24 protein-coding genes and 1 pseudogene are annotated in these 22977 nt (G+C 37.7%); 14 read left to right on the top strand and 11 right to left on the bottom strand.

From position 1 onward, the window contains the following. Positions 1-22 precede the first annotated feature (22 nt). Positions 23-496 (top strand): tRNA (cytidine(34)-2'-O)-methyltransferase, encoded by a 474-nt coding sequence (locus tag AC2117_RS03830; RefSeq protein WP_002116042.1) that lies wholly within the window; start codon positions 23-25, stop codon positions 494-496. A gap of 62 nt (positions 497-558) precedes the next feature. On the opposite strand, the gene AC2117_RS03835 is transcribed toward AC2117_RS03830, so the two are convergent. After that, the gene (locus AC2117_RS03835) at positions 559-2160 is read right to left on the bottom strand and encodes a PT dipeptide repeat lipoprotein (RefSeq protein WP_133972044.1); all 1602 of its coding nucleotides are present in this window, start codon (positions 2158-2160) and stop codon (positions 559-561) included. Between the two features lie 100 nt (positions 2161-2260). Here AC2117_RS03835 and AC2117_RS03840 point away from each other — a divergent pair, with 100 nt between their 5' ends. From AC2117_RS03840 to AC2117_RS03850, 3 genes are all read left to right on the top strand, one after another. Beyond that, positions 2261-3451: a cupin-like domain-containing protein gene (locus AC2117_RS03840; RefSeq protein WP_133972045.1), complete on the top strand. Its 1191-nt coding sequence runs from the start codon at positions 2261-2263 to the stop codon at positions 3449-3451. An 85-nt stretch (positions 3452-3536) separates the two neighbouring features. Continuing rightward, positions 3537-4334 carry a DUF6502 family protein gene (locus AC2117_RS03845; RefSeq protein WP_133972047.1) on the top strand — a complete coding sequence of 266 codons (798 nt, stop codon included), beginning with the start codon at positions 3537-3539 and terminating at the stop codon, positions 4332-4334. A 28-nt stretch (positions 4335-4362) separates the two neighbouring features. Then, on the top strand, positions 4363-4995 hold the full coding sequence (locus AC2117_RS03850; protein ID WP_133976179.1) for a hypothetical protein: 633 nt from the start codon (positions 4363-4365) through the stop codon (positions 4993-4995). A 71-nt stretch (positions 4996-5066) separates the two neighbouring features. Here the strand turns inward: AC2117_RS03850 and AC2117_RS03855 are convergent, their stop codons facing one another. Beyond that, positions 5067-5447 carry a winged helix-turn-helix transcriptional regulator gene (locus tag AC2117_RS03855; RefSeq protein WP_133972049.1) on the bottom strand — a complete coding sequence of 127 codons (381 nt, stop codon included), beginning with the start codon at positions 5445-5447 and terminating at the stop codon, positions 5067-5069. Between the two features lie 116 nt (positions 5448-5563). Between AC2117_RS03855 and AC2117_RS03860 the strand changes: the two genes are divergently transcribed. Beyond that, positions 5564-6124 carry a flavodoxin family protein gene (locus AC2117_RS03860; RefSeq protein WP_133972051.1) on the top strand — a complete coding sequence of 187 codons (561 nt, stop codon included), beginning with the start codon at positions 5564-5566 and terminating at the stop codon, positions 6122-6124. Positions 6125-6161: 37 nt separating this feature from the next. Here the strand turns inward: AC2117_RS03860 and AC2117_RS03865 are convergent, their stop codons facing one another. The 6 genes from AC2117_RS03865 to rpoD all read right to left on the bottom strand — a co-directional run bounded on the left by AC2117_RS03865 (position 6162) and on the right by rpoD (position 12740). Then, entirely contained in the window at positions 6162-7547 is a 1386-nt protein-coding gene (locus AC2117_RS03865; RefSeq protein ID WP_133972053.1) for an APC family permease, read from the bottom strand. A gap of 265 nt (positions 7548-7812) precedes the next feature. Beyond that, complete coding sequence (locus AC2117_RS03870; protein ID WP_133972055.1) at positions 7813-8997, bottom strand: iron-containing alcohol dehydrogenase; 1185 nt, start codon at positions 8995-8997, stop codon at positions 7813-7815. A gap of 1 nt (position 8998) precedes the next feature. Then, a complete protein-coding gene (locus AC2117_RS03875) occupies positions 8999-9532 on the bottom strand; it encodes a hypothetical protein (protein WP_042897610.1) in 534 nt (177 codons plus the stop codon). Positions 9533-9613: 81 nt separating this feature from the next. Beyond that, positions 9614-10267 (bottom strand): lipoyl(octanoyl) transferase LipB, encoded by a 654-nt coding sequence (lipB, locus tag AC2117_RS03880; RefSeq protein ID WP_133972057.1) that lies wholly within the window; start codon positions 10265-10267, stop codon positions 9614-9616. Positions 10268-10471: 204 nt separating this feature from the next. After that, positions 10472-10759 carry a YbeD family protein gene (locus tag AC2117_RS03885; RefSeq protein ID WP_042897606.1) on the bottom strand — a complete coding sequence of 96 codons (288 nt, stop codon included), beginning with the start codon at positions 10757-10759 and terminating at the stop codon, positions 10472-10474. A gap of 97 nt (positions 10760-10856) precedes the next feature. Further along, positions 10857-12740 (bottom strand): RNA polymerase sigma factor RpoD, encoded by a 1884-nt coding sequence (gene rpoD, locus AC2117_RS03890; protein WP_042897603.1) that lies wholly within the window; start codon positions 12738-12740, stop codon positions 10857-10859. A gap of 358 nt (positions 12741-13098) precedes the next feature. On the opposite strand from rpoD, the gene AC2117_RS03895 reads away from it, so the two are divergent. The 3 genes from AC2117_RS03895 to AC2117_RS03905 all read left to right on the top strand — a co-directional run bounded on the left by AC2117_RS03895 (position 13099) and on the right by AC2117_RS03905 (position 15239). After that, the gene (locus AC2117_RS03895) at positions 13099-13305 is read left to right on the top strand and encodes a PA3496 family putative envelope integrity protein (protein WP_016137045.1); all 207 of its coding nucleotides are present in this window, start codon (positions 13099-13101) and stop codon (positions 13303-13305) included. 74 nt (positions 13306-13379) lie between these two features. Continuing rightward, positions 13380-13904 (top strand): YecA family protein, encoded by a 525-nt coding sequence (locus tag AC2117_RS03900; RefSeq protein WP_133972059.1) that lies wholly within the window; start codon positions 13380-13382, stop codon positions 13902-13904. A gap of 222 nt (positions 13905-14126) precedes the next feature. Further along, positions 14127-15239: a hypothetical protein gene (locus tag AC2117_RS03905; RefSeq protein WP_133976181.1), complete on the top strand. Its 1113-nt coding sequence runs from the start codon at positions 14127-14129 to the stop codon at positions 15237-15239. A gap of 38 nt (positions 15240-15277) precedes the next feature. Here the strand turns inward: AC2117_RS03905 and AC2117_RS03910 are convergent, their stop codons facing one another. Further along, positions 15278-16210: a rhodanese-related sulfurtransferase gene (locus tag AC2117_RS03910; RefSeq protein ID WP_133972061.1), complete on the bottom strand. Its 933-nt coding sequence runs from the start codon at positions 16208-16210 to the stop codon at positions 15278-15280. Positions 16211-16321: 111 nt separating this feature from the next. Here AC2117_RS03910 and AC2117_RS03915 point away from each other — a divergent pair, with 111 nt between their 5' ends. Continuing rightward, positions 16322-16807: a DUF1289 domain-containing protein gene (locus AC2117_RS03915; RefSeq protein WP_133972063.1), complete on the top strand. Its 486-nt coding sequence runs from the start codon at positions 16322-16324 to the stop codon at positions 16805-16807. An 81-nt stretch (positions 16808-16888) separates the two neighbouring features. Here the strand turns inward: AC2117_RS03915 and gltA are convergent, their stop codons facing one another. Both gltA and AC2117_RS19215 read right to left on the bottom strand, forming a co-directional pair. After that, on the bottom strand, positions 16889-18163 hold the full coding sequence (gene gltA / locus AC2117_RS03920) for a citrate synthase (RefSeq protein ID WP_004789414.1): 1275 nt from the start codon (positions 18161-18163) through the stop codon (positions 16889-16891). A gap of 365 nt (positions 18164-18528) precedes the next feature. Then, a pseudogene (locus AC2117_RS19215) lies at positions 18529-18609 on the bottom strand (hypothetical protein); the annotation flags it as partial. A 498-nt stretch (positions 18610-19107) separates the two neighbouring features. On the opposite strand from AC2117_RS19215, the gene sdhC reads away from it, so the two are divergent. The 5 genes from sdhC to AC2117_RS03945 all read left to right on the top strand — a co-directional run bounded on the left by sdhC (position 19108) and on the right by AC2117_RS03945 (position 22859). Next, complete coding sequence (gene sdhC, locus AC2117_RS03925; protein WP_128814476.1) at positions 19108-19509, top strand: succinate dehydrogenase, cytochrome b556 subunit; 402 nt, start codon at positions 19108-19110, stop codon at positions 19507-19509. Further along, positions 19509-19874 (top strand): succinate dehydrogenase, hydrophobic membrane anchor protein, encoded by a 366-nt coding sequence (gene sdhD / locus AC2117_RS03930; RefSeq protein WP_003655454.1) that lies wholly within the window; start codon positions 19509-19511, stop codon positions 19872-19874. Before sdhC ends, sdhD begins: the two co-directional genes overlap by 1 nt. A 12-nt stretch (positions 19875-19886) precedes the next feature. Beyond that, the gene (gene sdhA / locus AC2117_RS03935; protein WP_042897590.1) at positions 19887-21722 is read left to right on the top strand and encodes a succinate dehydrogenase flavoprotein subunit; all 1836 of its coding nucleotides are present in this window, start codon (positions 19887-19889) and stop codon (positions 21720-21722) included. A 14-nt stretch (positions 21723-21736) separates the two neighbouring features. Continuing rightward, entirely contained in the window at positions 21737-22447 is a 711-nt protein-coding gene (locus AC2117_RS03940; RefSeq protein ID WP_003655458.1) for a succinate dehydrogenase iron-sulfur subunit, read from the top strand. A gap of 283 nt (positions 22448-22730) precedes the next feature. After that, positions 22731-22859: a hypothetical protein gene (locus tag AC2117_RS03945; protein WP_002116082.1), complete on the top strand. Its 129-nt coding sequence runs from the start codon at positions 22731-22733 to the stop codon at positions 22857-22859. Positions 22860-22977: the final 118 nt, after the last annotated feature.

The following is a 22977-nucleotide window of genomic DNA, read 5'->3' on the forward strand; positions in this document are numbered from 1 at the left end:
GTTATTAAAGTCGAGAAAATTTGTGATTCATGTTGTCCTTTACGAGCCTGAAATTCCTGCCAATACAGGCAATATCATTCGTTTATGTGCTAATACGGGTGCACAGTTACATTTAGTTAAACCCTTGGGTTTCGAGCTAGATGATAAAAAGCTTAAGCGTGCAGGCCTTGATTATCATGAATGGGCACGTATGCAGATTTGGGACAATATTGAATTGTGTCTTGCAGATTTAAAAGCTAAAGGTGTTGAGCATGTTTTTCCTTTAACCACTAAAGGTTCTGCAACTCCTCACACGGTTGATTTAAACCGACCTGTGGCTTTATTGATGGGGCCAGAAACACGTGGTTTGCCTGAGCATGTTCGCTTAATGTTTCCACAAGAGCAGTGGATTCGTTTACCAATGGCTGAAAATTCAAGAAGTTTAAATTTATCGAATGCAACGGCTGTGATTGTTTATGAAGCATGGCGTCAGCAAGGTTTCAAAAATCTAGGATAATTAGTTAAATTTTTAAAATAAAAATAAGGCCATCATTGTGGCCTTATTTGTTTTTGGATTTCTTATTTAGGGAAAATAACCCCACTTGCTAAATCATAGTTAGTCGGTGAGTTGGTATAGACCGATCCAAGTTTAACCGCAAAGAACCATCCTAACTTACCTTGATCTTGAATACGGTTTTCAACGATATAAGGCTCATCTAATTGAGATGCTGCATCTTCAATAAATACTTTATATTCAATAGGCCCTGTATTTTCACTGTCACGTTCAAATAAATAACCATCAACATTAAAGAAGCCAATATTATTACTTGCATCGACAAGTCTATAGCCTTCGGTTGCTTGTTCTTTTAGAAGTTTTTCAAGTTTTATTGCATCATCTTTGTTAAATGGAATATGTTTTGGAACTTCGAAAAAACGATAAGCATAGGTCCCGTTATGTGTACTACTATTTACACATGTTGGAACATAGAATGTGCCATTTGTTGTACCGTTATTGGTAAATGTCGAGTTTGCGTAGAGTAATTTGCACCCTTGAGCTCCAAGTTCATTGAAGGCATTTAAGATACTAGTCCGAGATGTATTTGTTAAGAATCGGTTGGAGTAGGCGTAGGTTGCTGGTTTTTTATCATTTTTTACAAATAAATATTTGTTTGTATTTGATGCTACTTCTCCAAATGAGAGTTTATATATATAGCCTAAGCTACCTTGTTTATTTAATTCACTGACCCATAGTAAATAACGGTTAGCTACTGAAGTGGTTTTTACATCAACCGTTTTATAGGTATATGTGTCAGTGGATTTGTTGTTTTTTACATACAGATTTTTATACAGCGCAAAGCTACCGTCAGGGTTATCTAAACTGACTGATGGCGCAAGAAGGGCATAGCCTTGGCGTCCTTGATCATTAAGTTGATTTAATACGTCTGCCCAAGATTCTTTATTATCTGCAAGTCTATAACTTGCTGTTGCGAGTACTTGGGTTGGTTTTTGCATGCTTGCTGATGGTGTAGTTTTGGTGAAACATGTATTTATGAGATCGAAATTTGCTTGCTGTAGATAATTATGAATCGCACTAGGTTGATCTGTAGGTACTAAACAGAACTGATTTGCATTTTTAAAGCCCAAAATAGCTGGTTGTTTTTGATTTAGTTTTCCAGCTACTACAAGTTGCCAATCTACTTTGTTGTAACTTGAAGTTTGTACAGTTTGTGGGGCTCCAATATTTGAAACCAGACTAAAATCTTCAGCTTGGCGATAGCTCGCCACAATGTTACCTGTACAGTTTTCTTCATTTTCATAGCGTACCGTTTCGCTAGTGAAACGCACACTGTTATCTGACACCTTAATCACATTCATTTTTAGAGCAGAGCCGTTAATACATGCTCCTTTACCTGCTAACCAACTTCCAACGAAGCGATCCGCTACAGTTGTTGGTGTTGGTGTTGGTGTTGGTGTTGGTGTTGGTGTTGGTGTTGGTGTTGGTGTTGGTGTTGGTGTTGGTGTTGGTGTTGGTGTTGGTGTTGGTGTCGGTGTCGGTGTTGGTGTTGGTGTTGGTGTTGGTGTCGGTGTCGGTGTTGGTGTCGAATCATTATCATCGGAACCACAACCACTTAATGCTATGAAAATCAAAGCAATACTGCTTCCTTTTACTATATTATTCATCACATGAGCCCTTTTTTTATAAAAATGTGAAAATTTAACATTTTTAAAATAGATCAATTATAATGCAGTTGTAAAGATCAAATTTGAAAAAAGGTTCAACATGGCAGCTTATAATCAAATTGAAATATTCCAACAAAGCCAAAAATGGTTTGACCAGTTGCCATTTGAATGGAAAAAATGGCTTGAAGAAAATATAGAAAAAGGGTGTGCGATCGAGCAATTAGTCGATGTTTTAAAAGAAAATGGATTTGGGCTAACTTTTCAAACGAGTGAGCCGAATTTCCTAAGCTTATCTGATCAAGATCAAGAATGGATCATCGAACAAATTTTGAATGAGGTACCATCTGCGGAAATAGTAAAAAGATTAGTAGAGCAGGGGCTTCATCGGCAAAAAGTAGAAGAATATTTAGGTAATTTAGAAAATAATCAGTTATATAAAATTCTTAAGAAAAAGCACCACAAATTTAAGAAACGTGAGTGGCTAATAGAAACTTTAGATCAATTGGCCCAGCTAGATTCTAATTACTGTAAAGAAATACCTTTAATCACGGCTCCAGTTTTCTCAGACTTTATTAAAGATTATTACAGTCAGCATCGTCCTGTGATTTTGAAAAAAGGAGTAGATCACTGGCCAGCTCTACATAAATGGTCACCTCAATATTTTGCAACTCGATTTGGCCAGCATTTAGTTGAAGTTCAAATGAATAGAAATAAAGATGAGCAATTTGAAAGGCATTCACCTTTGTTAAGGCAGACTATGAAAATGTCAGAGTTTGTATCAAAAATCATGTCTGTCGAAGCAAGCAACGATTTCTATATGACTGCAAATAATGCGACCAATAGCCATCAAATGCTTCAGGAATTATTTTTAGATATAGGCGATTTTGCAGAAGGTTATTGTAACTTGGACCTAAAAGATGAACGTAGTTTTTTATGGTTTGGCCCCAAAGGAACCTTTACGCCTTTGCATCATGATTTAACCAATAATATGTTAGTTCAAATTTATGGACGCAAAAAAGTAACTTTGATTCCAGCCTTGCAAGTACCTCATCTATATAACGATCATTGGGTGTTTAGTGAGTTGAGCGATGCCAATAAAATAGATTTAAAAAAATATCCTTTAGCAAAGTCGATTACCCCATTAGAGTGCATTTTGAATGCTGGGGAGGCTTTATTTATCCCTATTGGTTGGTGGCATAGTGTAGAAAGTCTGGATGTTTCAATAAGTATTTCTTTTACCCATTTTAATGCCCCAAACCATTTTGTTCATCGGTTTCCAAAGGAGGCCTGATAATGGAAATTGCATCTTAAACCGTTCAGTGTGACAATTGCTCGGCTCATACTGCTTTTCAAAGATGAAGGAAAATTATTGCCCTATGTCCACACTCCAAACGAATAATGCAGAACTTAACCAAAAGCAGGTATTGCTGTTAATGGAATATCTGACTCAGTGGTTAATTCGTTCGGGAGTAGGATATAACGATTTTGTCACGGCATTAAAACCGGTTTTTTATCAAGAAGCTTTAGCCGAATTGGAACGTATAGAACAAAAGCCTACGGACTCGGCAGTAAGTTTACTTTCAGGACTACACCGTAAAGATGTAAATGCATTTAAAAAAGCGGCACAAACTGGACAGCCTTTAACTGAAGCAAACGTTGCAGAACCAGTAAGTGTTCCGGCTCGGGTGATTGGTTTATGGCTTGCAGAAGGTTTATCAGAAAAAATTCCTTTTGTTAGCAATGAGCAAATTAGCTTTGAAAATCTTGTAAAAAAAGTCTCAACTGAAAAGCATCCGCGGTCGATTTTGAATGAACTTGAGCGTTTAAATATTGTGAAAGAAGAAAATGGCATTGTGTCGTTACAGCAACGCAGTTTTATGCCGGATGTAGAGCAATTCGAGGTTCGAAAATTATTAACGAATAATTTAGAGGCACATTTAGCTGCTGGAGTTCATAATTTATTTCAGCCAGAAAAAGAGCCATATTTAGAACAAGCAATTTTTGCTGATGAATTAACAGATGAATCGATTACTTTACTCAAAGAAGCAAGTTTACGCTTATGGGAAGATCTATCACTACAAGTACTCAAGTTAGCCATTGAACGTTGTGCACTCGATGAAGGAAAAGAGGGTGCAATCAAAACTTTCCGTTTCGGAGCTTATCAATATGACTAAAACAACTTATAAAAAATTAATAATATCTATGAGCTTTATTTTGATAGGTGGTCTTTTGACTGCTTGTGGTGAGGATTTATTCGCAGGCGGTGCCAGTTTAGGTGGATCAGGATATCCAACTAAACCCGGTAAACCAGGCGATTACGAGACACCAGCCGATGGAAATAAAGGTGACTCAAAAGATAATGAAATTTGGTTACCTGCACCAAGTGAAGATGACTGTAATGGCTTACATCGTAAATTAGAATTTCTTAATAATGTAACAAGAGAACCGATTGAAAAAGAAACAGTTTTTAAATATGCACAGCAGTTAACTTTGAACGGTACTCTTGCTTTACAGATTACTCAAATGAATGTGGGCTTAGAAAAAATACAAGAACGGCAACCTGCTTGTTATGTACCTTTAGAACTCTATTTACTTGGAAATACCAAACGTTCTTATCCGGAAAATGATTGTAAAGAGACTCAAATCTACGAATATCAACCAGGTGAAACAAAAACTTTTATTGTCAATTATCCAGCATTTGAAGTCATGAATGGTACTTGGAAATATGGCCTAGAAAGTGCCTATTTGAAAAACAATGAAGAAGTAAAGCAATGTGAGCCTTTAACTATTCAATTTAAAATAAGTGCGCCACCTGAACCGATTAAAATCAATTAAGTTGAGTCACCTTTAATAGAAGAAAAAAGCTTAATCGATAATATTCAATAAAATTTTAAAGAGAGTATGAGTTAAGCTTGCTCTAGCATTTTTTCGTCATAGACGATTTGTGCTGCTAAAACCTGTTCAATATTGGTTTCAGCCCACTCTTTTAGCTGATAAGCCATTGCAGATACATTGTGTCCTAAAGGCGTAAGTGAGTAATCAACGCGAATTGGGGATGTATTCTGGATTTTACGTTCAATAAAGCCATCTCTTTCCAGCATTTTTAACTTCTGTGATAAGACTTTAGGGGAAATGCCTTGAATATTCTTTTTAAGCAAATTGAAGTGCTGAGTTTCTTCTTCAAGAACATTTAAAATCAATAAAACCCATTTATCTGCAATCTTTTCAAAAAATAAACGAGCAGGGCAATGTTGCTGAAAAATATTATATTTTAGACATTCATTCATACCATTTACCTATAATTTTTTGAAAAATTACACTAGTTACCAACTAGTAACTAATTGACACCTAGTTTCTAAAATATATCATAAAGTGGAATTTAATAAAATAAAGGTTTTCTCCCATGTCTAACTCTAATATCGCGGTTGTATATTTCTCTGGTTATGGCCACACAAAAGTTGTTGCTGAAACGTTTGCAAACGAGATTAATGCTCAGCTCATTCAGATTGATCAGGAAGGTAATATTGCTGATCAAGATTGGCAGACATTAAATGATGCAAAGGGGATTGTTTTTGGTGCTCCGACTTATATGGGGACAGCGCCATGGCAGTTTAAAAAGTTTGCTGATGCAACTTCAAAAGTGTGGTTTACACGCGGCTGGCAAGATAAAGTATTTGCAGGTTTCACAAACAGCGCGAGCTTAAATGGGGATAAGCAAGTAACTCTTATTCAACTACAAACTTTAGCATCACAGCATGGTGGGATTTGGGTAAGCCTTGGTTTATTACCAGCAAATACAAAAACTGCAACACGTGAAGATGTAAATAACTTAGGTGGTTCAGTGGGGCTTTTAGTTCAATCGCCTTCTGATGCAAGTGCGGAAGAGGTTCCGACAGGTGATCTTGAAACAACAAAACTTTATGCTCAACGTGTACAAAGCATTGTGAATAAAATTTACGGTTAATTTGACCATAAAAAAGGCGCTTTAAGCGCCTTTTTTATTACTCATGCTCGTTATGTTGCGGAGCATTATATTTGAAGCCTTTGGTTTTATAGGCAAGATAACCTACACCAATAACGGCCCAAGCTAAGCCAATTTGTAAGGCAAGCTTATCAATCTCTAACCACATCATAAATACACTGGCAAAACCAAGCGTTGGTATAACAATATAATTGATGATGTCTTTAAGCGTTTTATTCTTGCCATCTCTTAATGCATAGCGAGAAATCACAGAGAAGTTAACAAAACTAAAAGCAGTTAAGGCACCAAAACTAATCAAGTTAACAATATGCTCAAGATCTAAAAAACCAGCAGATAAAGCAACTACACCAACAATAAGAATGTTGTAAGTTGGAGTATGCAATTTTGGACTGATATGACCAAATAATTTCTTGTTGATGACTCCATCGCGCCCCATCACATACATTAAACGTGATACGCCCGCATGTGCAGAAATACCTGATGCCATCACAGCGACTACAGCAAAATATAAAACCAAAGTTTTAAACATCAGACTACCAATCGCAGCGACCATCACAGGTTGTGATTCATCTAAAGGATTAAAGTAAGTGTTTGGATTACTTGGGAAATATAGTTGGATGAAGTAAGTACTTACAATGAAAATAATACCTGCAAGTAATGCTGTAGAAAAAATAGCCTTTGGTAGCGTTTTTTCTGCATCTTTTGTTTCTTCAGCAAGAGAAGATAGAGCATCAAAACCGGTAAAAGAGAAGCATAGTACGGTCGCGCCAGCAATTAAAGAACTGACAGACGTCATATCATTCCAAAAAGGAGTTAATGACCACAATGCCGCTTTATCTGGATTTAAAGTTCCATCTGCATATACACCTTGAGTAAGTAAAATATATACCTGATAAACAAAATAAAAAATTACGCCAAGCTGAATAATAACGATCGTGCTGTTAAAACGTGCAACGAACCGTGCACCAAATAAATTAATAACAGTCATGAGAGTTGTTAAACCAATCACCCATAACCAGTTATTTACTTCTGGAAAAAGAGCTCTTAGATAAATATCTGCCAAGATAATATTAACAAGCGGTGACAGTAAATAGTCTAACCAAGAAGACCAACCCACCATAAAGCCAACATTAGGGTGAATTGATTTTTGAGCATACGTATAGGCCGACCCAGAAGAAGGGTAGCGCTTAATCATATGTCCATAACTGATCGATGTTAATAAAATTGCGACTAATGCAAAAATGTAGGAAGTTGGTACATGACCGCCACTTCGTTCTGACACTAAACCAAAAGTATCAAACAAAGTTAATGGCTGAATGTAAGCTAAACCAATAATAATAATATGCCAAAGCACAAGATTCTTTTGAAGCTTAGCTGTTGGTTTAGTCCCAGATAAATTTGTCAACGGCGTTATCCTCATAATCGTTGATCAAGGATCAGCTTGGTGTTAAGGATCGTTTGAGACGAACGATCCCCCCTACAGAAACAGATAAAGTGCGCCAATCTATCCTAAATTGATATAAATTGTCATTACTTTCATCTATTTTTTAGCAAATTTTTTGCCATGTATTTTAAATAAAATAATGAATAAAAATTCTTAGTCATAAAAAAGGTCTGATTTAATATATAAATCAGACCTTTATGAGTTTTTTGGAGTTTAACTTATCGAATTACCAAGCTTTTTCTAAGATATCTCGGATATCTTTTAAGCTTGCTTCTTTCGGGTTGTAAATAATTGAGCCATCATTTAGTGCTTTTTCTGCAACTTCATCAAGCTGTGCTTCAGTTACTTTACCTGTTTCACGTAAAGTGCGGGGTAACTTTGTTAAAGTAAACAGGCGATCACGCATTGCTAAGATAGTCGTAATTGCCCTATCTGCGCGCTGGCTTGCTGGAGTTTGTGCATAAATATCTGCACCAGCGAGTGGTAATAATAACTCGCCAATTTTCTGACCATTTACTTGCTTGTTATATTCAAGCACGTAAGGTAAGAATAAATTCATGCATAAACCGTGGGGCAGGTGAGCAACAGCGCCTAAAGCATGTCCTAAAGAATGGACTAAGCCGACCATTGAGTTAGAAAATGCAATACCCGCCATTGTTGAAGCTTGTGCTAGCTCTAAACGGCCCTGTGAGTCATTTGGGTTTTCTAATACATTGAACAGATTTTCACTAATTTTTTTAATGCCGGCACTTGCATAAGCATCGCTCAGTGGGTTAGCCGCCAGACATGTATAGGCTTCAACACAATGCGTTAAAGCATCCATGCCAGTCATTGCAGTTAAATGAGGAGGCAATGTAAGTGTCATGCGTGGATCTAAAATCGCTGCATGTGGCATTAAATAATAAGAAGCAAATGCTAACTTAACATTCTTTTGAGTATCTGAAACCACAGCAACCATAGTCACTTCCGAACCAGTGCCAGAAGTTGTTGGAATTACAAAAAATGGTTTTAATGGTTTCGGTAGGTTGTGAGCCCCTGCATATTGCAATAAGTCATTTCCACCTTCAGATACTAAAATGTTAGTTGCTTTAGAAGTGTCTATGACTGAACCACCACCTACAGCAATAATCGCATCACATTTGTTTGTGCGATAAGCTTCTGCTGCAAGGCGTACGACCTCTAAACTCGAATCGGGTGGTACATCATCAAAAACATGACCAATAACAGCATCAGTCGTACTAAATGCAGCTTCAATCGGATTTAATAAGCCATTTGCTCGCACACCTTTATCTGTAATGATAAGAGGGCGTTTTGCACCTAAAGTTGCAAGCTCAAACGGAATATGTTCTAGCGCAGCATTACCAGCAATGACTTTTACAGGACAAAAGAATTCGTAATATGGTTTGGCCATGTTATGCGCTCCGCTTGAAATAGGACTTGGCTACTTTTAAGTAAATGTTTGCAGCCTCGTTGAATTTTTCTTTTAGGGTAAGTTCGGTTGGGTATTCTTTGACTGCTAGTGAAGCAACCAATTTAGGTAAAATAAGAGATTCCATTTTATTTAGGCAGCGTACCAAGCGGATAGCAGCCGATACATCACCATCGGCAATCATTCGGTCATTGGCAAATGCTTGAGCAGTACTTTCTTGAAAAGAAAACACTAAAAAGGCATGAGTGACATGTTTGAATGTAATCGTTAAATCTGGTTTTTTTTCAGCTCTTTGAAGTAGCTCTAACTGTTTGTCTTCTGTCACTCGAGCAAAAAATGCTGGTCCATTCGGAAAAACATTCATTGAAAGTACAAAGTGAACAGGAAATTTAGATACTTCTTCTTGTATTTCAGTGTCCACTTGACTTGCCATGACTAAGCCACGACCAATAACATCCATCATGAGCTTAACGTAGGCAAGTTGCAGAGTCGGCTTTACCGCTTTTGTCGAAATCACTCGCGTATCCCTTGTTAAAATTATGCGAAAGCAAATTTAGAGTAATTACTCTAATCCATTTTTATTTCATCGCAAAGCGATTTATTCATATTTGACTTTAGGGTCATTAAAGTACCCAGTGCTATTAATATACTCAATAAAGTCCTGACAAAGTTGATCAAATGATGGACAAGGAGTCACTAAATCTTGTATACGCACCATTTCTAAACCCGCATAACCGCAAGGATTGATGGTCTGGAATCCATTTAGGGCGCAGTCCAAATTTAGTGCTAATCCATGGTAACTACGACCACGACGGATTTTGAACCCTAAGGAACCGATTTTACGACCATCCACGTACACCCCTGGGGCATCGGGTTTGGCGTAAGCTTCAATTCCATATTTTTTTAAAATATCTATCATAAATTGTTCAGCAAAACTGACCAATGTCCGTACATTCCATTTTAGCCGATTAAGATCAAACATAAAGTAAGCAACCAGTTGACCTGGTCCATGCCAAGTCACTTGGCCACCACGGTCGGTTTGTACTACCGGAATGTCTGATGAAATTAGAATGTGTTCAGGTTTGCCTGCTTGACCTTGGGTTAAAACATTATGATGTTGAAGCAACCATAACTCATCAGGCGTATCTTGATCACGCTCGTTTGTTAAGAGTTTCATGGTTTCAAACTTGCTTTGATAATCTTGTAAATCGTTCCATTGTCGAATGATCAAGTTAGGTTTATCAAGGCTCATCACAATATATTCCTATGAGTTAATTCAGGCGGTGCCCAGTTAATATCTATAAGATAGAAGCCGAAAACCTTGTAATTTTAAAGGATTTTATAAGAGGAATTCTAAATATTTGTATGGTTTTTTCGAGGGTAATTGGCTTAAAAATTTCCAAAAAAATACCACAGTAAGAATTTCTGACTGTGGTATTGATTTAAGAACTTAAAGTTAAAGCGCAGTTCGAATCTGCGGACAAGCAGCCAAGTCAGCATAAAGTGCATGAACTTGTTCTAATTCTTCAAAGCGCAATTGTGCTGTTAAAGAATGATACTTGCCGGTGCGAGATTCTTGAACTTTTAGTGATGAGTGATCGAAATCTGGAAAATGTTTTACCAAAATATCGACTACAGCAACACGTAATTCTTCACCCGCATCACCAATAAGTTTAATTGGATAATCCATCGGAAATACCCAAAGATGTTCTTGTAGTTCGCGAGATGGAGTGCGGTCTAACATAAGTTACCTCATGATTTGAAACGCCTGCATCATCGCAGGCGTTTATAGCTCTTTCTATTAAATGGGGCTTGCTTTTGAAATTTCAAGCTTTCAAAACTTAGTCATTTTCCAAGAAAGAACGTAGGTGTTCAGAACGAGAAGGGTGGCGTAATTTACGCAACGCTTTCGCTTCAATCTGACGGATACGCTCACGTGTTACGTCAAACTGCTTACCCACTTCTTCTAGTGTATGATCGGTTGGCATATCAATACCAAAACGCATTTTCAATACTTTTGCTTCACGTTCAGTTAAGTTTTCAAGTACTTCGCGTGTTGCTTCTTTTAAGCCTTCTGAAGTCGCAGCATCAATTGGAGAAGTGATGTTTTGGTCTTCAATGAAATCACCAAGATGCGAATCTTCATCATCACCAATAGGCGTTTCCATTGAAATCGGTTCTTTGGCAATTTTAAGTACTTTACGAACCTTAACTTCGTCCATCTCTAAACGTTCACCTAGTTCTTCAGGTGTCGGTTCACGGCCCATTTCTTGTAACAATTGACGAGATACACGGTTGATCTTGTTAATCGTTTCAATCATATGCACAGGAATACGAATTGTACGAGCCTGATCGGCAATTGAACGGGTAATCGCCTGACGAATCCACCAAGTTGCATAAGTCGAGAATTTATATCCACGACGATATTCAAACTTGTCTACAGCTTTCATCAAACCAATGTTCCCTTCTTGAATCAAGTCAAGGAACTGTAAACCACGGTTGGTATATTTCTTCGCAATCGAAATCACCAAACGAAGGTTGGCTTCTACCATTTCTTTCTTAGCACGGCGTGCTTTTGCTTCGCCAATCGCCATACGCTTAGAAATATCTTTAATTTCAGCAACACTTAAATTAAGTTCTTTCTCAATATCTGCAATCTTTTGCTGGAATGCTAAAATATCCGGACGAACCTTTTCTAAATGCGCCTTGATCTCAGCAGGGGCTTTGGCAATCTGTTCATCTAACCAAGCTGGATTGGATTCTTGCTTAGGGAAAGATGTACGGAATTGAGTGCGATCCATACGGCCACGGCGTACTGCGTAACGCATAACTTCACGTTCGTTGGCACGAATTTGCTCATGTGTACCACGAATCATTTCAGAAATGATGTCAAATAAACGCGGTGTAAACTTAAACATCATAAATACAGTAGCTAAAGCTTCTAAAGCTTCATCTGCTTCTGGGCTGTTACGACCATGTTTCTCAATAATAGCTTTTGTTTTAGTCCATGCAGCTTCAAGTTCATTAAAACGAACCTTTGCAACTTCAGGGTCTGGACCAGATTCACCTTCAGAGTCATCATCGCTTTCTGACTCTTCATCTTCTTCATCGTCGTCAAGCTTAACTTCTTTTACTGGTGTAGCTGGCGCTGCTTCTTCCTCAAGCTCTGTTTCTTCTTCTAGAACTTCAGGAATTTCTGCGTCAGTTTCCGGATCAAGATAGCCAGATAAAATATCGGCAAGGCGACGTTCGCCAGTCAAGAAATCATTATATTCTTTTAATACAACTTCAACAGCATTTGGCCAATACGCAATTGAATTAAGGACATCACGAATCCCTTCCTCAATACGTTTTGCAATGCTGATTTCACCTTCACGGGTTAACAGTTCAACTGTACCCATTTCACGCATGTACATACGTACAGGGTCTGTCGTACGCCCAGGCTCATTTTCAACCGATGCAAGTACGGCAGCAGCTTCTTCTTCAGCAACTTCATCGGCTGTGTCAGTTGACTCACCGAACATGGTATCGTCAGATTCAGGTGCACGCTCGTGTACAGGAATACCAACGTCTTGAAGCATTTGAATAATGTCTTCAATCTGTTCGCTTTCAGTAATCGAGTCCGGCAGATGATCGTTAACCTCAGCGTAAGTTAAGTAACCTTGTTCTTTGCCTCGGCTAATCAGAGCCGCTACTTGAGAAGTAGGGGAATGCATATCGCTCATCTTTGCTTACTCTTCGTTGAATCTGTGGCAGTGAAAAACCGTGCATGATAGCACAATTTGCTTGAAATATTTTGGATTTGATCGGTAACCGTTAAATAAAAAATATCTTTGAATTCACGTCTGTTTTTTGGATATTGGGCTAAATTCATTTTTTTCAAGCTTAAATCATGGAAAAGATCATAGAATTTTTTCTTGATCACAAAAATAGTTCAGTTTTATAAATACACAATTTTTTGGGTGAAAAAAAGTACAAATATGCAGTTTAATGAAAAAAATATAAATAAAACTTGACATGATTCTGTAAGAGAGATAAATAGCGGCTAGACCCATTCACATTTTTTCATTAGAGGTAGTTTTAGTGTCTTCTACAGATTTTGAACTAGATGATAGCTACGGTGATGATGATGATGTCGGTTTTGATGAGTCATCAGGCAAAATCACTGCGAAAGAATCATTAGAAAAACGTAGATTAATCGATGATCTATTAGCTCAACGCCGTTTAGAGCGTGAGTTGAAGGATTTTGATTATGATTTAGACGATGATGATCTTGATGATGAAGACTAATCAAATCTGAATAGGGCATCGTCAGCTTAAATGCTATGCTATCGTAGATTTCTTTTTTATAGTCAGGTAACACAATGAGTGCGTTAGATTTAGACCAATTAAGTGAATATCTAGATGGAGACCACAATGAGTATGGTCTAGATTTCGCTGCAACTCATGGTTTTCTGTGTGCAATTGCAGTAGGCCCTCAGTTTGACCGTTGGTTAGATGAGCTGTTTGATAATAACCATAAGAAGGTTCCTGCTGAAATTATTCAGCAAATCAATGCGTGGTTGGAGTCAATTCGACAAGATTTAGCAAATGAAAATGGAATTGCATTTCCATTTGAAGTTGAAGAAGCTGATGTTGAATCTAGCTTAGGCGACTGGAGTGTGGGATTTGTTGATGCAATGTTCTTAAATGAAGAGGCATGGTTTGCTCCTGAATATGAAGAACAATTAATTGATTTAACTTTACCAATGATGGTATTTAGTGGAATTGATGAAGAAGATCCGCAGATGGAATCTTTCCGTCGTAATGGACAGCTAATGGATGAACTGGCAGAAGAAATTCCAGATAATTTGAATGAATTATACTTGATGTATCATACGCCAAATTAAACTTTAAAAACTAAGTAAATAACGTCCTTTCTAGGGCGTTTTTTATGCTTTCAGTATTTTAATACATAATTGAATATAATATTTTTACATTAATTTTATTTGTATATAATTACCCGCAATATTTTTGAAAACTCTCTCTTAATCATAAATTAATTTATTTCGTCATATGTATATTTCATGGGCGATATGAAAATCTTTAATGCTATAACAATGCGATTTAATATGAATATAATTTTTAAACTTACTGGATTATTCTCAATAATATTACTAGTTGCCTGTGGGGGCGAAAATAGTGATAGCGTAAATGAAATGCAAATTGTGGAATCTAAACAAGCAGAAGTTACCTATAAAGTAGTTGTCGGTACAGCTTTTTCGAATTCCGCTTTGAATGGTGCAAATGTAACAGCAATTTGTAAAGACGGAGCTGGTTTTAAAAGTTCTGTAGTTGTTAATGCACAAGGGCAATGGCAAGGTGAACTAGACAGTAGTAAGCTTCCTTGTCGTTTACAGGTAAAAGCTAATGGGCAAAGCTACCATAGTTATATTGATCAAGAGAGAGATGTAAATATTAATCCGCTGACAGATATGGTAATTGCTTATGCAAGTAACCAAATTCCTGTAACGTGGTATCAATCTGGAATTATGACTACAGAAAAATTAAAATCATCAAATTCTGCTTTTGTAGCTGAGCTTATTAAAAAGGGCTATGGTATTGATAATGATGTGGATCTATTTAATGTTGAGGTGAAAGCTAATAGTTCTATTCATCAAGCTATTCAAGAGTTGTTGGAGGCTATTGAAAATATTAAAGACTATGAAGCATTATTAACTTTAATTAAAGATGGAAACTTATCTCAATTGCCTAAGAATGTTGAGGTTTTGGATAATTCGATACCAATTATTTTTAATTTTAATACGAATGCCTGTCAAATGCTGCCTGCATCGGAGAATATGCAACCATACAATAAATGTTCAGATAAGGTTCTTAACGATTTTGTTGAAAGTAATTTGGTAGCTGCGGACTCAGATGAAAAGTGTGTTTTGGTAAAACAAGGTAATAAAGTGAGTTTAACTAAAGGGAACCAAAAAGTATCAGCATTATTGGATAAAGAACAAGAGGATGGTGGAGCATTTGTTTTTGATGAGGATAAACTTGATATTGTAGATCTTGTGATTAATACAGGACCTTATGCAGATATTAATACTTATAGTCAGATTGGGTTGAATTTTTCTAATGATGGGAGGTTGAGAGCGGTTGTTGGGAAATCTCCAACAGTGTCTTCAATGAATTGCGTGAGCTTAGAGTTCAAGAAACTTATGGAACTTTATAAATAAAATTAAAAAAGGGCATCATTTGATGCCCTTTTTATAAATTATAAACGTTTACGTTTTGCAGCCGCAATTTGTGACTGGCGCATACGAAAACCAGCTTTTTGTTTTTCCGTTGTCTTGTCGATGCAATACACGCAAGAAACACCATGTTCATAGCTTGGTAAAGCAGACTCTTCTGGAGTTAGCGGCCAGCCACAAGCATGACATTTAATATTTACGCCTTCTTCAACACCATGAGTTACGGCAGTACGTCCGTCAAATACGAAACATTCGCCTTCCCATAAGCTTTCATCAGCAGGGGTTTCTTCTAAATATTTAAGAATACCGCCTTTAAGGTGGTAAACCTCTGTAAATCCTTCTTGGAGAAGTAAAGAAGTTGATTTTTCACAGCGAATACCGCCTGTACAGAACATCGCAATTTTTTTATCTTTATGTTGCTCTAGCTCTTTTTTAACATATTCTGGAAACTCGCGGAATGTCTCAGTTTTAGGGTCGATTGCACCTTTGAAAGTACCCGCCTTATATTCATAATCATTACGCGTATCGACTAAAATTACATCATCGCGTGCAATTAAATCATTCCATTCTTTTGGATCAAGATAGTGGCCCACTAAGTCGCGGGGTTTAACTTCAACACCTAAAGTCACAATTTCTTCTTTAAGTTTAATTTTCATTTTACGGAAAGGTTTGTCGGAGCTAAAAGACTCCTTGTATTCCATAGAGGCAAAACCTTCATTGAGCAAAAATTGATAAAGACTATCAATTGCTACACGGTCGCCCGCCACAGTACCATTAATTCCTTCACCTGCTACAATCAGAGTTCCACACAGATTAATTGTTTTCACTAAGTTTAATAGACGTTGCTGAAGATCCGTAGGATCTTGAACTTCTTTAAATTGATATAGTGCGGCAACAACCCAATCTGCGGTCGCTTGCTGTTCTACAGGTGCAAGCTGTTCTACAGTAGCGTTCATGGAAAACTCCAAATGTATTAAGATAGAAATTTAAGGCGCACATTTTAGCGCGAAAATTTGTAATAAGCGAGAAAACCATAAAAAGTATATGGTTTATTTAAGGAGTCTGTTTTGAGTAGTGATCATCGAACGCTCTCTCTCACCCCATGTGCAGGGCGTTGTTCAACAGTTTTTGGTGATCAGGTTTGCCGTGGTTGTCGTCGTTTTAACCATGAAGTGATTCAATGGAATACTTATACAGCAGAGCAACGTTTGGCTGTATGGAAGCGTTTAGATGATCAATTGAATCAAATTCTAGTACCCATGTTACCTCATGCAAACTTGCAGCATGTAGAAGGATTTATTTTAAGTAAACGTGTTCGGCTGATGGAAGGGGCGAGCAAAGGTCGTAAGCTCTATCACGCTTTAAAAATATGTGAAAAAAATAAGCAACTGGCAACAGAAAGTGGTTTGGGTATTTCAGAGTCTCAAGTCAAAACAATATGGGTTGAATTCGAAAGGCGCGTTTTAGCTTTAGCTAAAGCGAGTTATGAGTTAGCTTGGTTGAGAGCTGATGGAATTAGTCATCACTTATTAAGTGTGTTTGATGAAGAATAAGTTTGTAGATTGAATTGAAGATAACTCAATAAAAAAAGCTGCCAAAAGGCAGCTTTTTTATCACTAATTTTCTTTCGAATATTAACGTTTGATATCGCGTTGAGTCGGGCCAGTATAAAGCTGACGAGGACGACCGATTTTGTATGGTGCGCTGTGCATTTCTAACCAGTGGCTGATCCAACCTACTGTACGTGCAAGTGCAAAGATTACCGTAAACATTTCTGTTGGGATACCAATCGCTTTAAGGATGATACCTGAGTAGAAATCTACGTTAGGGTAAAGTTTACGTTCAACGAAGTACGGGTCGTTCAATGCAATACGCTCAAGTTCCATAGCAAGCGCTAATTGAGGATCATTGATATTTAATGCTTCAAGAACTTCGTCACAAGTTTGTTTCATGACTTTTGCACGTGGGTCGAAGTTTTTGTACACACGGTGACCGAAGCCCATGAGTTTAACTTCTTTACGTTTTACTTTTTCCATGAACTCGGCAACGTTTTCTACACTACCGATTTCATCAAGCATTTTAAGTACAGCTTCGTTTGCACCACCGTGAGCAGGTCCCCAAAGCGCAGAAATACCTGAAGAGATACATGCATAAGGGTTTGCACCAGTAGAGCCGGCAAGACGTACTGTAGATGTCGAAGCATTTTGTTCGTGATCAGCATGAAGCGTGAAGATACGATCCATCGCGCGAGCAAGAACAGGATTTACTTTGTAATCACGGTCAGCAGGGGTAGCAAACATCATGTGTAAGAAGTTTTCCGCGTAATTTAAGTCATTACGTGGATAGATGAATGGTTGACCTACTGTATATTTGTAACTCCAAGCAGCAAGTGTTGGAATTTTTGCAATGAGACGAATCGCAGTGATTTCACGGTGATTGATGTCTTCAATGTCAAGGTTGTTGTGATAGAACGCAGATAATGCACCAACAACACCAACCATGATTGCCATTGGGTGAGCATCACGACGGAAACCATTGAAGAAACGGCTAACTTGATCGTGAACCATAGTGTGAGCACGAACTTTAGCATCAAATTCTGTTTTTTGTTCAGCAGTTGGAAGCTCGCCATTTAATAGCAAGTAGCAAGTTTCAAGGTAGTCTGCTTGAGTTGCTAACTGATCAATTGGGTAACCGCGGTGTAATAAAATACCTTTGTCACCATCAATGAACGTAATTTTAGACTCGCATGCAGCTGTCGCCATAAAACCAGGATCGAAAGTAAAATGACCTTCTTTCAATATGCTGCTGACATCAATTACATCTGGACCTAAAGTGCCACTGTAGATTGGTAATCCAATTTCTTTGCCATCAAGATGTAATACGGCTTTTTTGCCATTTGCTTCAGACATTCAATAGATCTCCTGTCCTGGTGAATGTTGATCTGACCCGAAATCCTAATGTTCTCATGTGCGAATCAGACGCTGTCAAAATTTGCTATAAGATTAGTGAGTACTGAAATTTTGTCAATTATACTTATGGATAAAAAATGACGATCCCACAGAGAGTTAGTCATCAAGACCCGAGCAAAAAAAGTCAGTAAAATCACTGCATCGGGATCGTATAATAAGTCAATTCAACAAGAACGTGCAGAAAAAAAATGAAGTATGAGTACAATTGTAAGCAAATCTTTAAATTAAAATTAGAAATGACAAGTCGGTAGAAAATGCCAATCCAATTAAAAAAATCATAAAACTCATGGTGTAATTTCAAATTGCTAATCAAAAAAAACTCTATTTTTATTGAGTTGTAACAAAGAATATTGATGTTTTTTTAAGTTTAATTGTATAAAAAATAGCTAATTGAACTGCATTAGAATAATAAAAACTCTTGTTTCCAATAAAAATTGCTTTCTCAAACGTGTTTTAGATTGGCTGATTTGGGTCCAATGTAAGTACGTTCACTTATTTGAATTACAGCTTTATATTGAAAATATGAGGTGTTACTAACATTTTTCTATTTATATGATGAATTTATAACTTTATCTTTAGTCTAAAACTCACTTATTTAAAAGAAATTTCAGAAAAAATGAAATTAAATAAAAAGTTATTTTAAACAACAACATGATAGAGCTATGTATACCTTTTTTGTAGGGTTAATAGGGTGATATCATTGTGAATGATTCTTATTTAATTGTTTTTTACTTAAATGGGAAAGTGGATTGTTTGTATTTTGATACTTCGCGTTTTATAATTCAGTGTCGTTTATAGGTTAGGCATGAGCTGTGCTTGCCTAACAATGCCAGCTTTCCTTGGAATTAATTCAACAAACTCCGGTCGGAGTTTCTACCTACAGGATGCCCGCTGTGAAAAGCAACAGACCTGTCAATTTGTCCATGGGTCAGGTGTTAGCGGTAAATTTACGCTCACCCGTGGCTATTGCATCAATTTTACACCGTTTATCAGGTGTCATCGTTTTCTTATTAGTACCAGTTCTCTTATGGATTCTAGATAAATCATTATCTTCACCAGAAGGATTTGACTACGTTAAAAATGTCGTGTTTGGAAATATCCTTGTACGTTTTATCGTTTGGGTATTTGTAGCCGGCTTATTATTCCATTTTATTTCTGGAGTTAAGCACTTACTTGCAGACTTGGGTTTTGCTGAAGAACTGCAAAGTGGTCGTATTGCAGCGACAATTTCATTGATCTTGTCTGTGGTAGCTATTATCGCAGCCTTTGTATGGATTATGTTCTAATGAAAAGTGCTACAGGTTTAACTGGTTCGGGTTCTCGTGATTGGTTTATCCAGCGTGTAAGTGCGGTTGTATTAGCAGCTTATACTGTTGTTCTTTTAGGTTGGATTCTCTGCAAAGGCGGGTTTGACTATCAACAGTGGGCTGGTTTTATGATGACATTACCAATGAAGATTTTTTCTTTGTTGGCAATTTTATCGCTTATCGCACACGCATGGATTGGTATGTGGCAAGTTTTTACTGACTATGTCACTACTCGTCAAATGGGTCCTTCAGCGAAAGGTTTACGCCTTGTACTGACGACGGCTGTCATTATTGCAGTGTTTGTGTACGCAATCTGGGGTATCCAGATTTTCTGGGCGAATTGATAGGAAGACATCATGGGCGCGATAACCCCTAAAGAAGATTATTCAAATATTCAAAACCTCACTTTCGATGCAGTTATCGTTGGTGGTGGTGGTTCTGGTATGCGTGCATCTTACCAACTTGCTCAAGCAGGTTTGAAGGTTGCAGTACTCACTAAAGTTTTCCCGACACGTTCGCACACTGTAGCTGCTCAAGGTGGTATCGGTGCGTCGTTAGGTAATATGCAAGAAGATAACTGGCATTTCCATTTTTACGATACGGTAAAAGGTTCTGACTGGTTAGGTGACCAAGACGCAATTGAATTTATGTGTCGTGAAGCGCCAAAAGTTGTGTATGAACTTGAACACATGGGTATGCCGTTTGACCGTAACGCTGATGGTACAATTTACCAACGCCCGTTCGGTGGTCACTCTGCTAACTATGGTGATAAGCCAGTTCCACGTGCTTGTGCAGCTGCGGACCGTACAGGTCATGCATTATTGCACACGCTTTATCAAAGCAACGTGAAAATGGGTACTCAGTTCTTCGTTGAGTGGATCGCTCTTGATTTGATCCGTAACGAAGCTGGTGATGTTCTTGGTGTAACAGCGATTGACCAAGAAACTGGTAACATTTCAGTATTCCAAGCAAAAGCGACATTATTTGCTACTGGTGGTGCTGGTCGTGTTTATCGTGCATCAACGAATGCTTATATCAACACCGGTGACGGTCTTGGTATGGCTGCTCGTGCTGGTATTCCATTGCAAGATATGGAGTTCTGGCAGTTCCACCCAACGGGTGTTGCGGGCGCTGGTGTATTGCTGACTGAAGGTTGTCGTGGTGAGGGTGCAATCCTTCGTAATAAAGACGGCGAACCGTTCATGGAACGTTATGCACCGACTTTAAAAGACTTGGCTCCACGTGACTTCGTTTCACGTTCTATGGACCAAGAAATTAAAGAAGGTCGTGGTTGTGGTCCAAAAGGTGATTATATCTTACTTGATATGACTCACTTGGGCGCTGAAACAATCATGAAGCGTTTACCATCTGTATTTGAGATTGGTAAAAAATTCGCGAACGTTGATATTACAAAAGAAGCAATTCCTGTAGTACCAACAATCCATTATCAAATGGGTGGTATTCCTACGAATATGCATGGTCAGGTATGTTTGCCTGAAGTGGGTACAGATAACTACACTAAACCTGTAAAAGGTTTCTATGCAATTGGTGAATGTTCTTGTGTATCTGTACATGGTGCAAACCGTTTAGGTACTAACTCACTTCTTGACTTGGTTGTATTTGGTAAAGCTGCTGGTGAGCACATTATCGATTACGTAACTAAGCATCATGGTGATGAATATGCACCACTTCCAACAGACGTATTAGGGCAAACACTAGCTCGTGTACGTAAGTTGGATGACTCAACTGCTGGTGAGAATGCTCAAGAAGTTGCTGATGCAATTCGTGATATCGTTCAAGATCACGCTGGTGTATTCCGTACCCAAGCTTTGCTTGATAAAGGTGTAAAAGAGATTCTTGCTCTTGAGCCACGTGTGCGTAATATCCACTTGAAAGATAAATCTAGAGTATTTAATACTGCGCGTGTTGAAGCACTTGAAGTTGAAAACTTGTATGAAGTTGCAAAAGCAACTCTGATTTCAGCTGCTGCACGTAAAGAGTGTCGTGGTGCGCATACTGTAGTTGATTATGAATTACCAGCTGATCACCCAACTTATTCATACGGTCGCCGTGATGATGAGTGGATGAAACATACGTTATGGTATTCATCAGATAACCGTTTGGAATATAAGCCAGTGCGCTTCAAACCGTTGACTGTTGATGCAATTCCGCCAGCACCACGTACATTCTAATCGGGAGTATAAAGATGAGTAGAGGTACTCGTACATTCGAAATCTACCGCTATGATCCTGATAAGGATAAAGCGCCGTACATGCAAACTTTTAAGCTTGAATTGACTGATAAGCACCGTATGTTGCTTGATGCATTGCTTGCATTGAAAGTTCAAGACGAAACGTTAACATTCCGTCGTTCTTGCCGTGAAGGTATTTGTGGTTCGGATGGTGTGAATATCAATGGTAAAAATGGTTTGGCTTGTTTAGAAAACCTGAATGATTTACCAGAGAAAATCGTAATTCGTCCATTACCAGGTTTGCCGGTAGTTAAAGATTTGGTTGTTGATATGAACCAATTCTATGATCAGTATGACAAGATTCAGCCATTCTTGATTAATAACCAACCAGCTCCACCTAAAGAGCGTTTACAATCTCCAGAAGAGCGTGAACACTTAAACGGTTTGTATGAATGTATTCTTTGTGCATGTTGTTCAACTTCATGTCCATCATTCTGGTGGAACCCTGACAAGTTCTTGGGTCCTTCAGCATTGTTGAATGCATACCGTTTTATTATTGATTCTCGTGATACTGCTACTGCAGACCGTTTGTCTCGTCTTGACGATCCATTCAGTTTGTTCCGTTGTAAAGGTATTATGAACTGTGTGTCAGTATGTCCTAAAGGTCTAAATCCTACAAAAGCAATCGGTCACATCCGTAATATGCTATTAGATCAAGCGGGTTAATTCTGCACAAATAGAGAGCGCACATCCTTGATGTGCGTTTTTTTTTAACTTTATAATGTAAACTTTAGACTTTGGTTGAAAAAGATGAGGTTTTTATATATTGCACCATATATTAAAAGATAAAATCGCATATGTATTTCGCCAATTTATAGGTGGTATGTGTCAAAAAAATCAATCGTTCGTTAAGAACATGATACGATTTGCCACAAAGTTATAGGTAAAAAAAGCGTATACTAGTGGAATTAATTTAAATAGCACGATCTTAGATCTGTGCTTAATTTTTATGGTTAAAGTCATTTTAGAAAAGTTAATTTTAAAGTTAATTTTTCTAAAAAGATTTGCAAAAAATTGCTCGGTTTTAATCGAGTATAAGGTGAGTGATGATGCCATTGAGGGTGTTGTGATTCATTAATTACCTATGGAGTTCCTCTCTAGGTAGTATGACGCCCCATGGTCGTAAAGACCTGTTGGGTAAGTAATGCCTTTTTTACCAATTCGGCATTATGCATCATGGGTGTGCTTAAAAGGCA

It is taken from the genome of Acinetobacter calcoaceticus (genome assembly GCF_900520355.1).
Lineage (GTDB): Bacteria > Pseudomonadota > Gammaproteobacteria > Pseudomonadales > Moraxellaceae > Acinetobacter > Acinetobacter calcoaceticus_C.

Coding starts and splice junctions, on each gene's coding strand:
- AC2117_RS03870 (WP_133972055.1), bottom strand. CDS start 8,997: ATGGCCAAACCATATTACGAATTCTTTTGTCCTGTAAAAGTCATTGCT.
- sdhC (WP_128814476.1), top strand. CDS start 19,108: ATGCCCGCTGTGAAAAGCAACAGACCTGTCAATTTGTCCATGGGTCAG.
- AC2117_RS03885 (WP_042897606.1), bottom strand. CDS start 10,759: ATGTTAGACCGCACTCCATCTCGCGAACTACAAGAACATCTTTGGGTA.
- sdhD (WP_003655454.1), top strand. CDS start 19,509: ATGAAAAGTGCTACAGGTTTAACTGGTTCGGGTTCTCGTGATTGGTTT.
- sdhA (WP_042897590.1), top strand. CDS start 19,887: ATGGGCGCGATAACCCCTAAAGAAGATTATTCAAATATTCAAAACCTC.
- AC2117_RS03845 (WP_133972047.1), top strand. CDS start 3,537: ATGTCCACACTCCAAACGAATAATGCAGAACTTAACCAAAAGCAGGTA.
- AC2117_RS03940 (WP_003655458.1), top strand. CDS start 21,737: ATGAGTAGAGGTACTCGTACATTCGAAATCTACCGCTATGATCCTGAT.
- gltA (WP_004789414.1), bottom strand. CDS start 18,163: ATGTCTGAAGCAAATGGCAAAAAAGCCGTATTACATCTTGATGGCAAA.
- AC2117_RS03905 (WP_133976181.1), top strand. CDS start 14,127: ATGAATATAATTTTTAAACTTACTGGATTATTCTCAATAATATTACTA.
- lipB (WP_133972057.1), bottom strand. CDS start 10,267: ATGAGCCTTGATAAACCTAACTTGATCATTCGACAATGGAACGATTTA.
- rpoD (WP_042897603.1), bottom strand. CDS start 12,740: ATGAGCGATATGCATTCCCCTACTTCTCAAGTAGCGGCTCTGATTAGC.
- AC2117_RS03850 (WP_133976179.1), top strand. CDS start 4,363: ATGAGCTTTATTTTGATAGGTGGTCTTTTGACTGCTTGTGGTGAGGAT.
- AC2117_RS03900 (WP_133972059.1), top strand. CDS start 13,380: ATGAGTGCGTTAGATTTAGACCAATTAAGTGAATATCTAGATGGAGAC.
- AC2117_RS03910 (WP_133972061.1), bottom strand. CDS start 16,210: ATGAACGCTACTGTAGAACAGCTTGCACCTGTAGAACAGCAAGCGACC.
- AC2117_RS03840 (WP_133972045.1), top strand. CDS start 2,261: ATGGCAGCTTATAATCAAATTGAAATATTCCAACAAAGCCAAAAATGG.
- AC2117_RS03855 (WP_133972049.1), bottom strand. CDS start 5,447: ATGAATGAATGTCTAAAATATAATATTTTTCAGCAACATTGCCCTGCT.
- AC2117_RS03835 (WP_133972044.1), bottom strand. CDS start 2,160: ATGAATAATATAGTAAAAGGAAGCAGTATTGCTTTGATTTTCATAGCA.
- AC2117_RS03860 (WP_133972051.1), top strand. CDS start 5,564: ATGTCTAACTCTAATATCGCGGTTGTATATTTCTCTGGTTATGGCCAC.
- AC2117_RS03945 (WP_002116082.1), top strand. CDS start 22,731: ATGGTTAAAGTCATTTTAGAAAAGTTAATTTTAAAGTTAATTTTTCTA.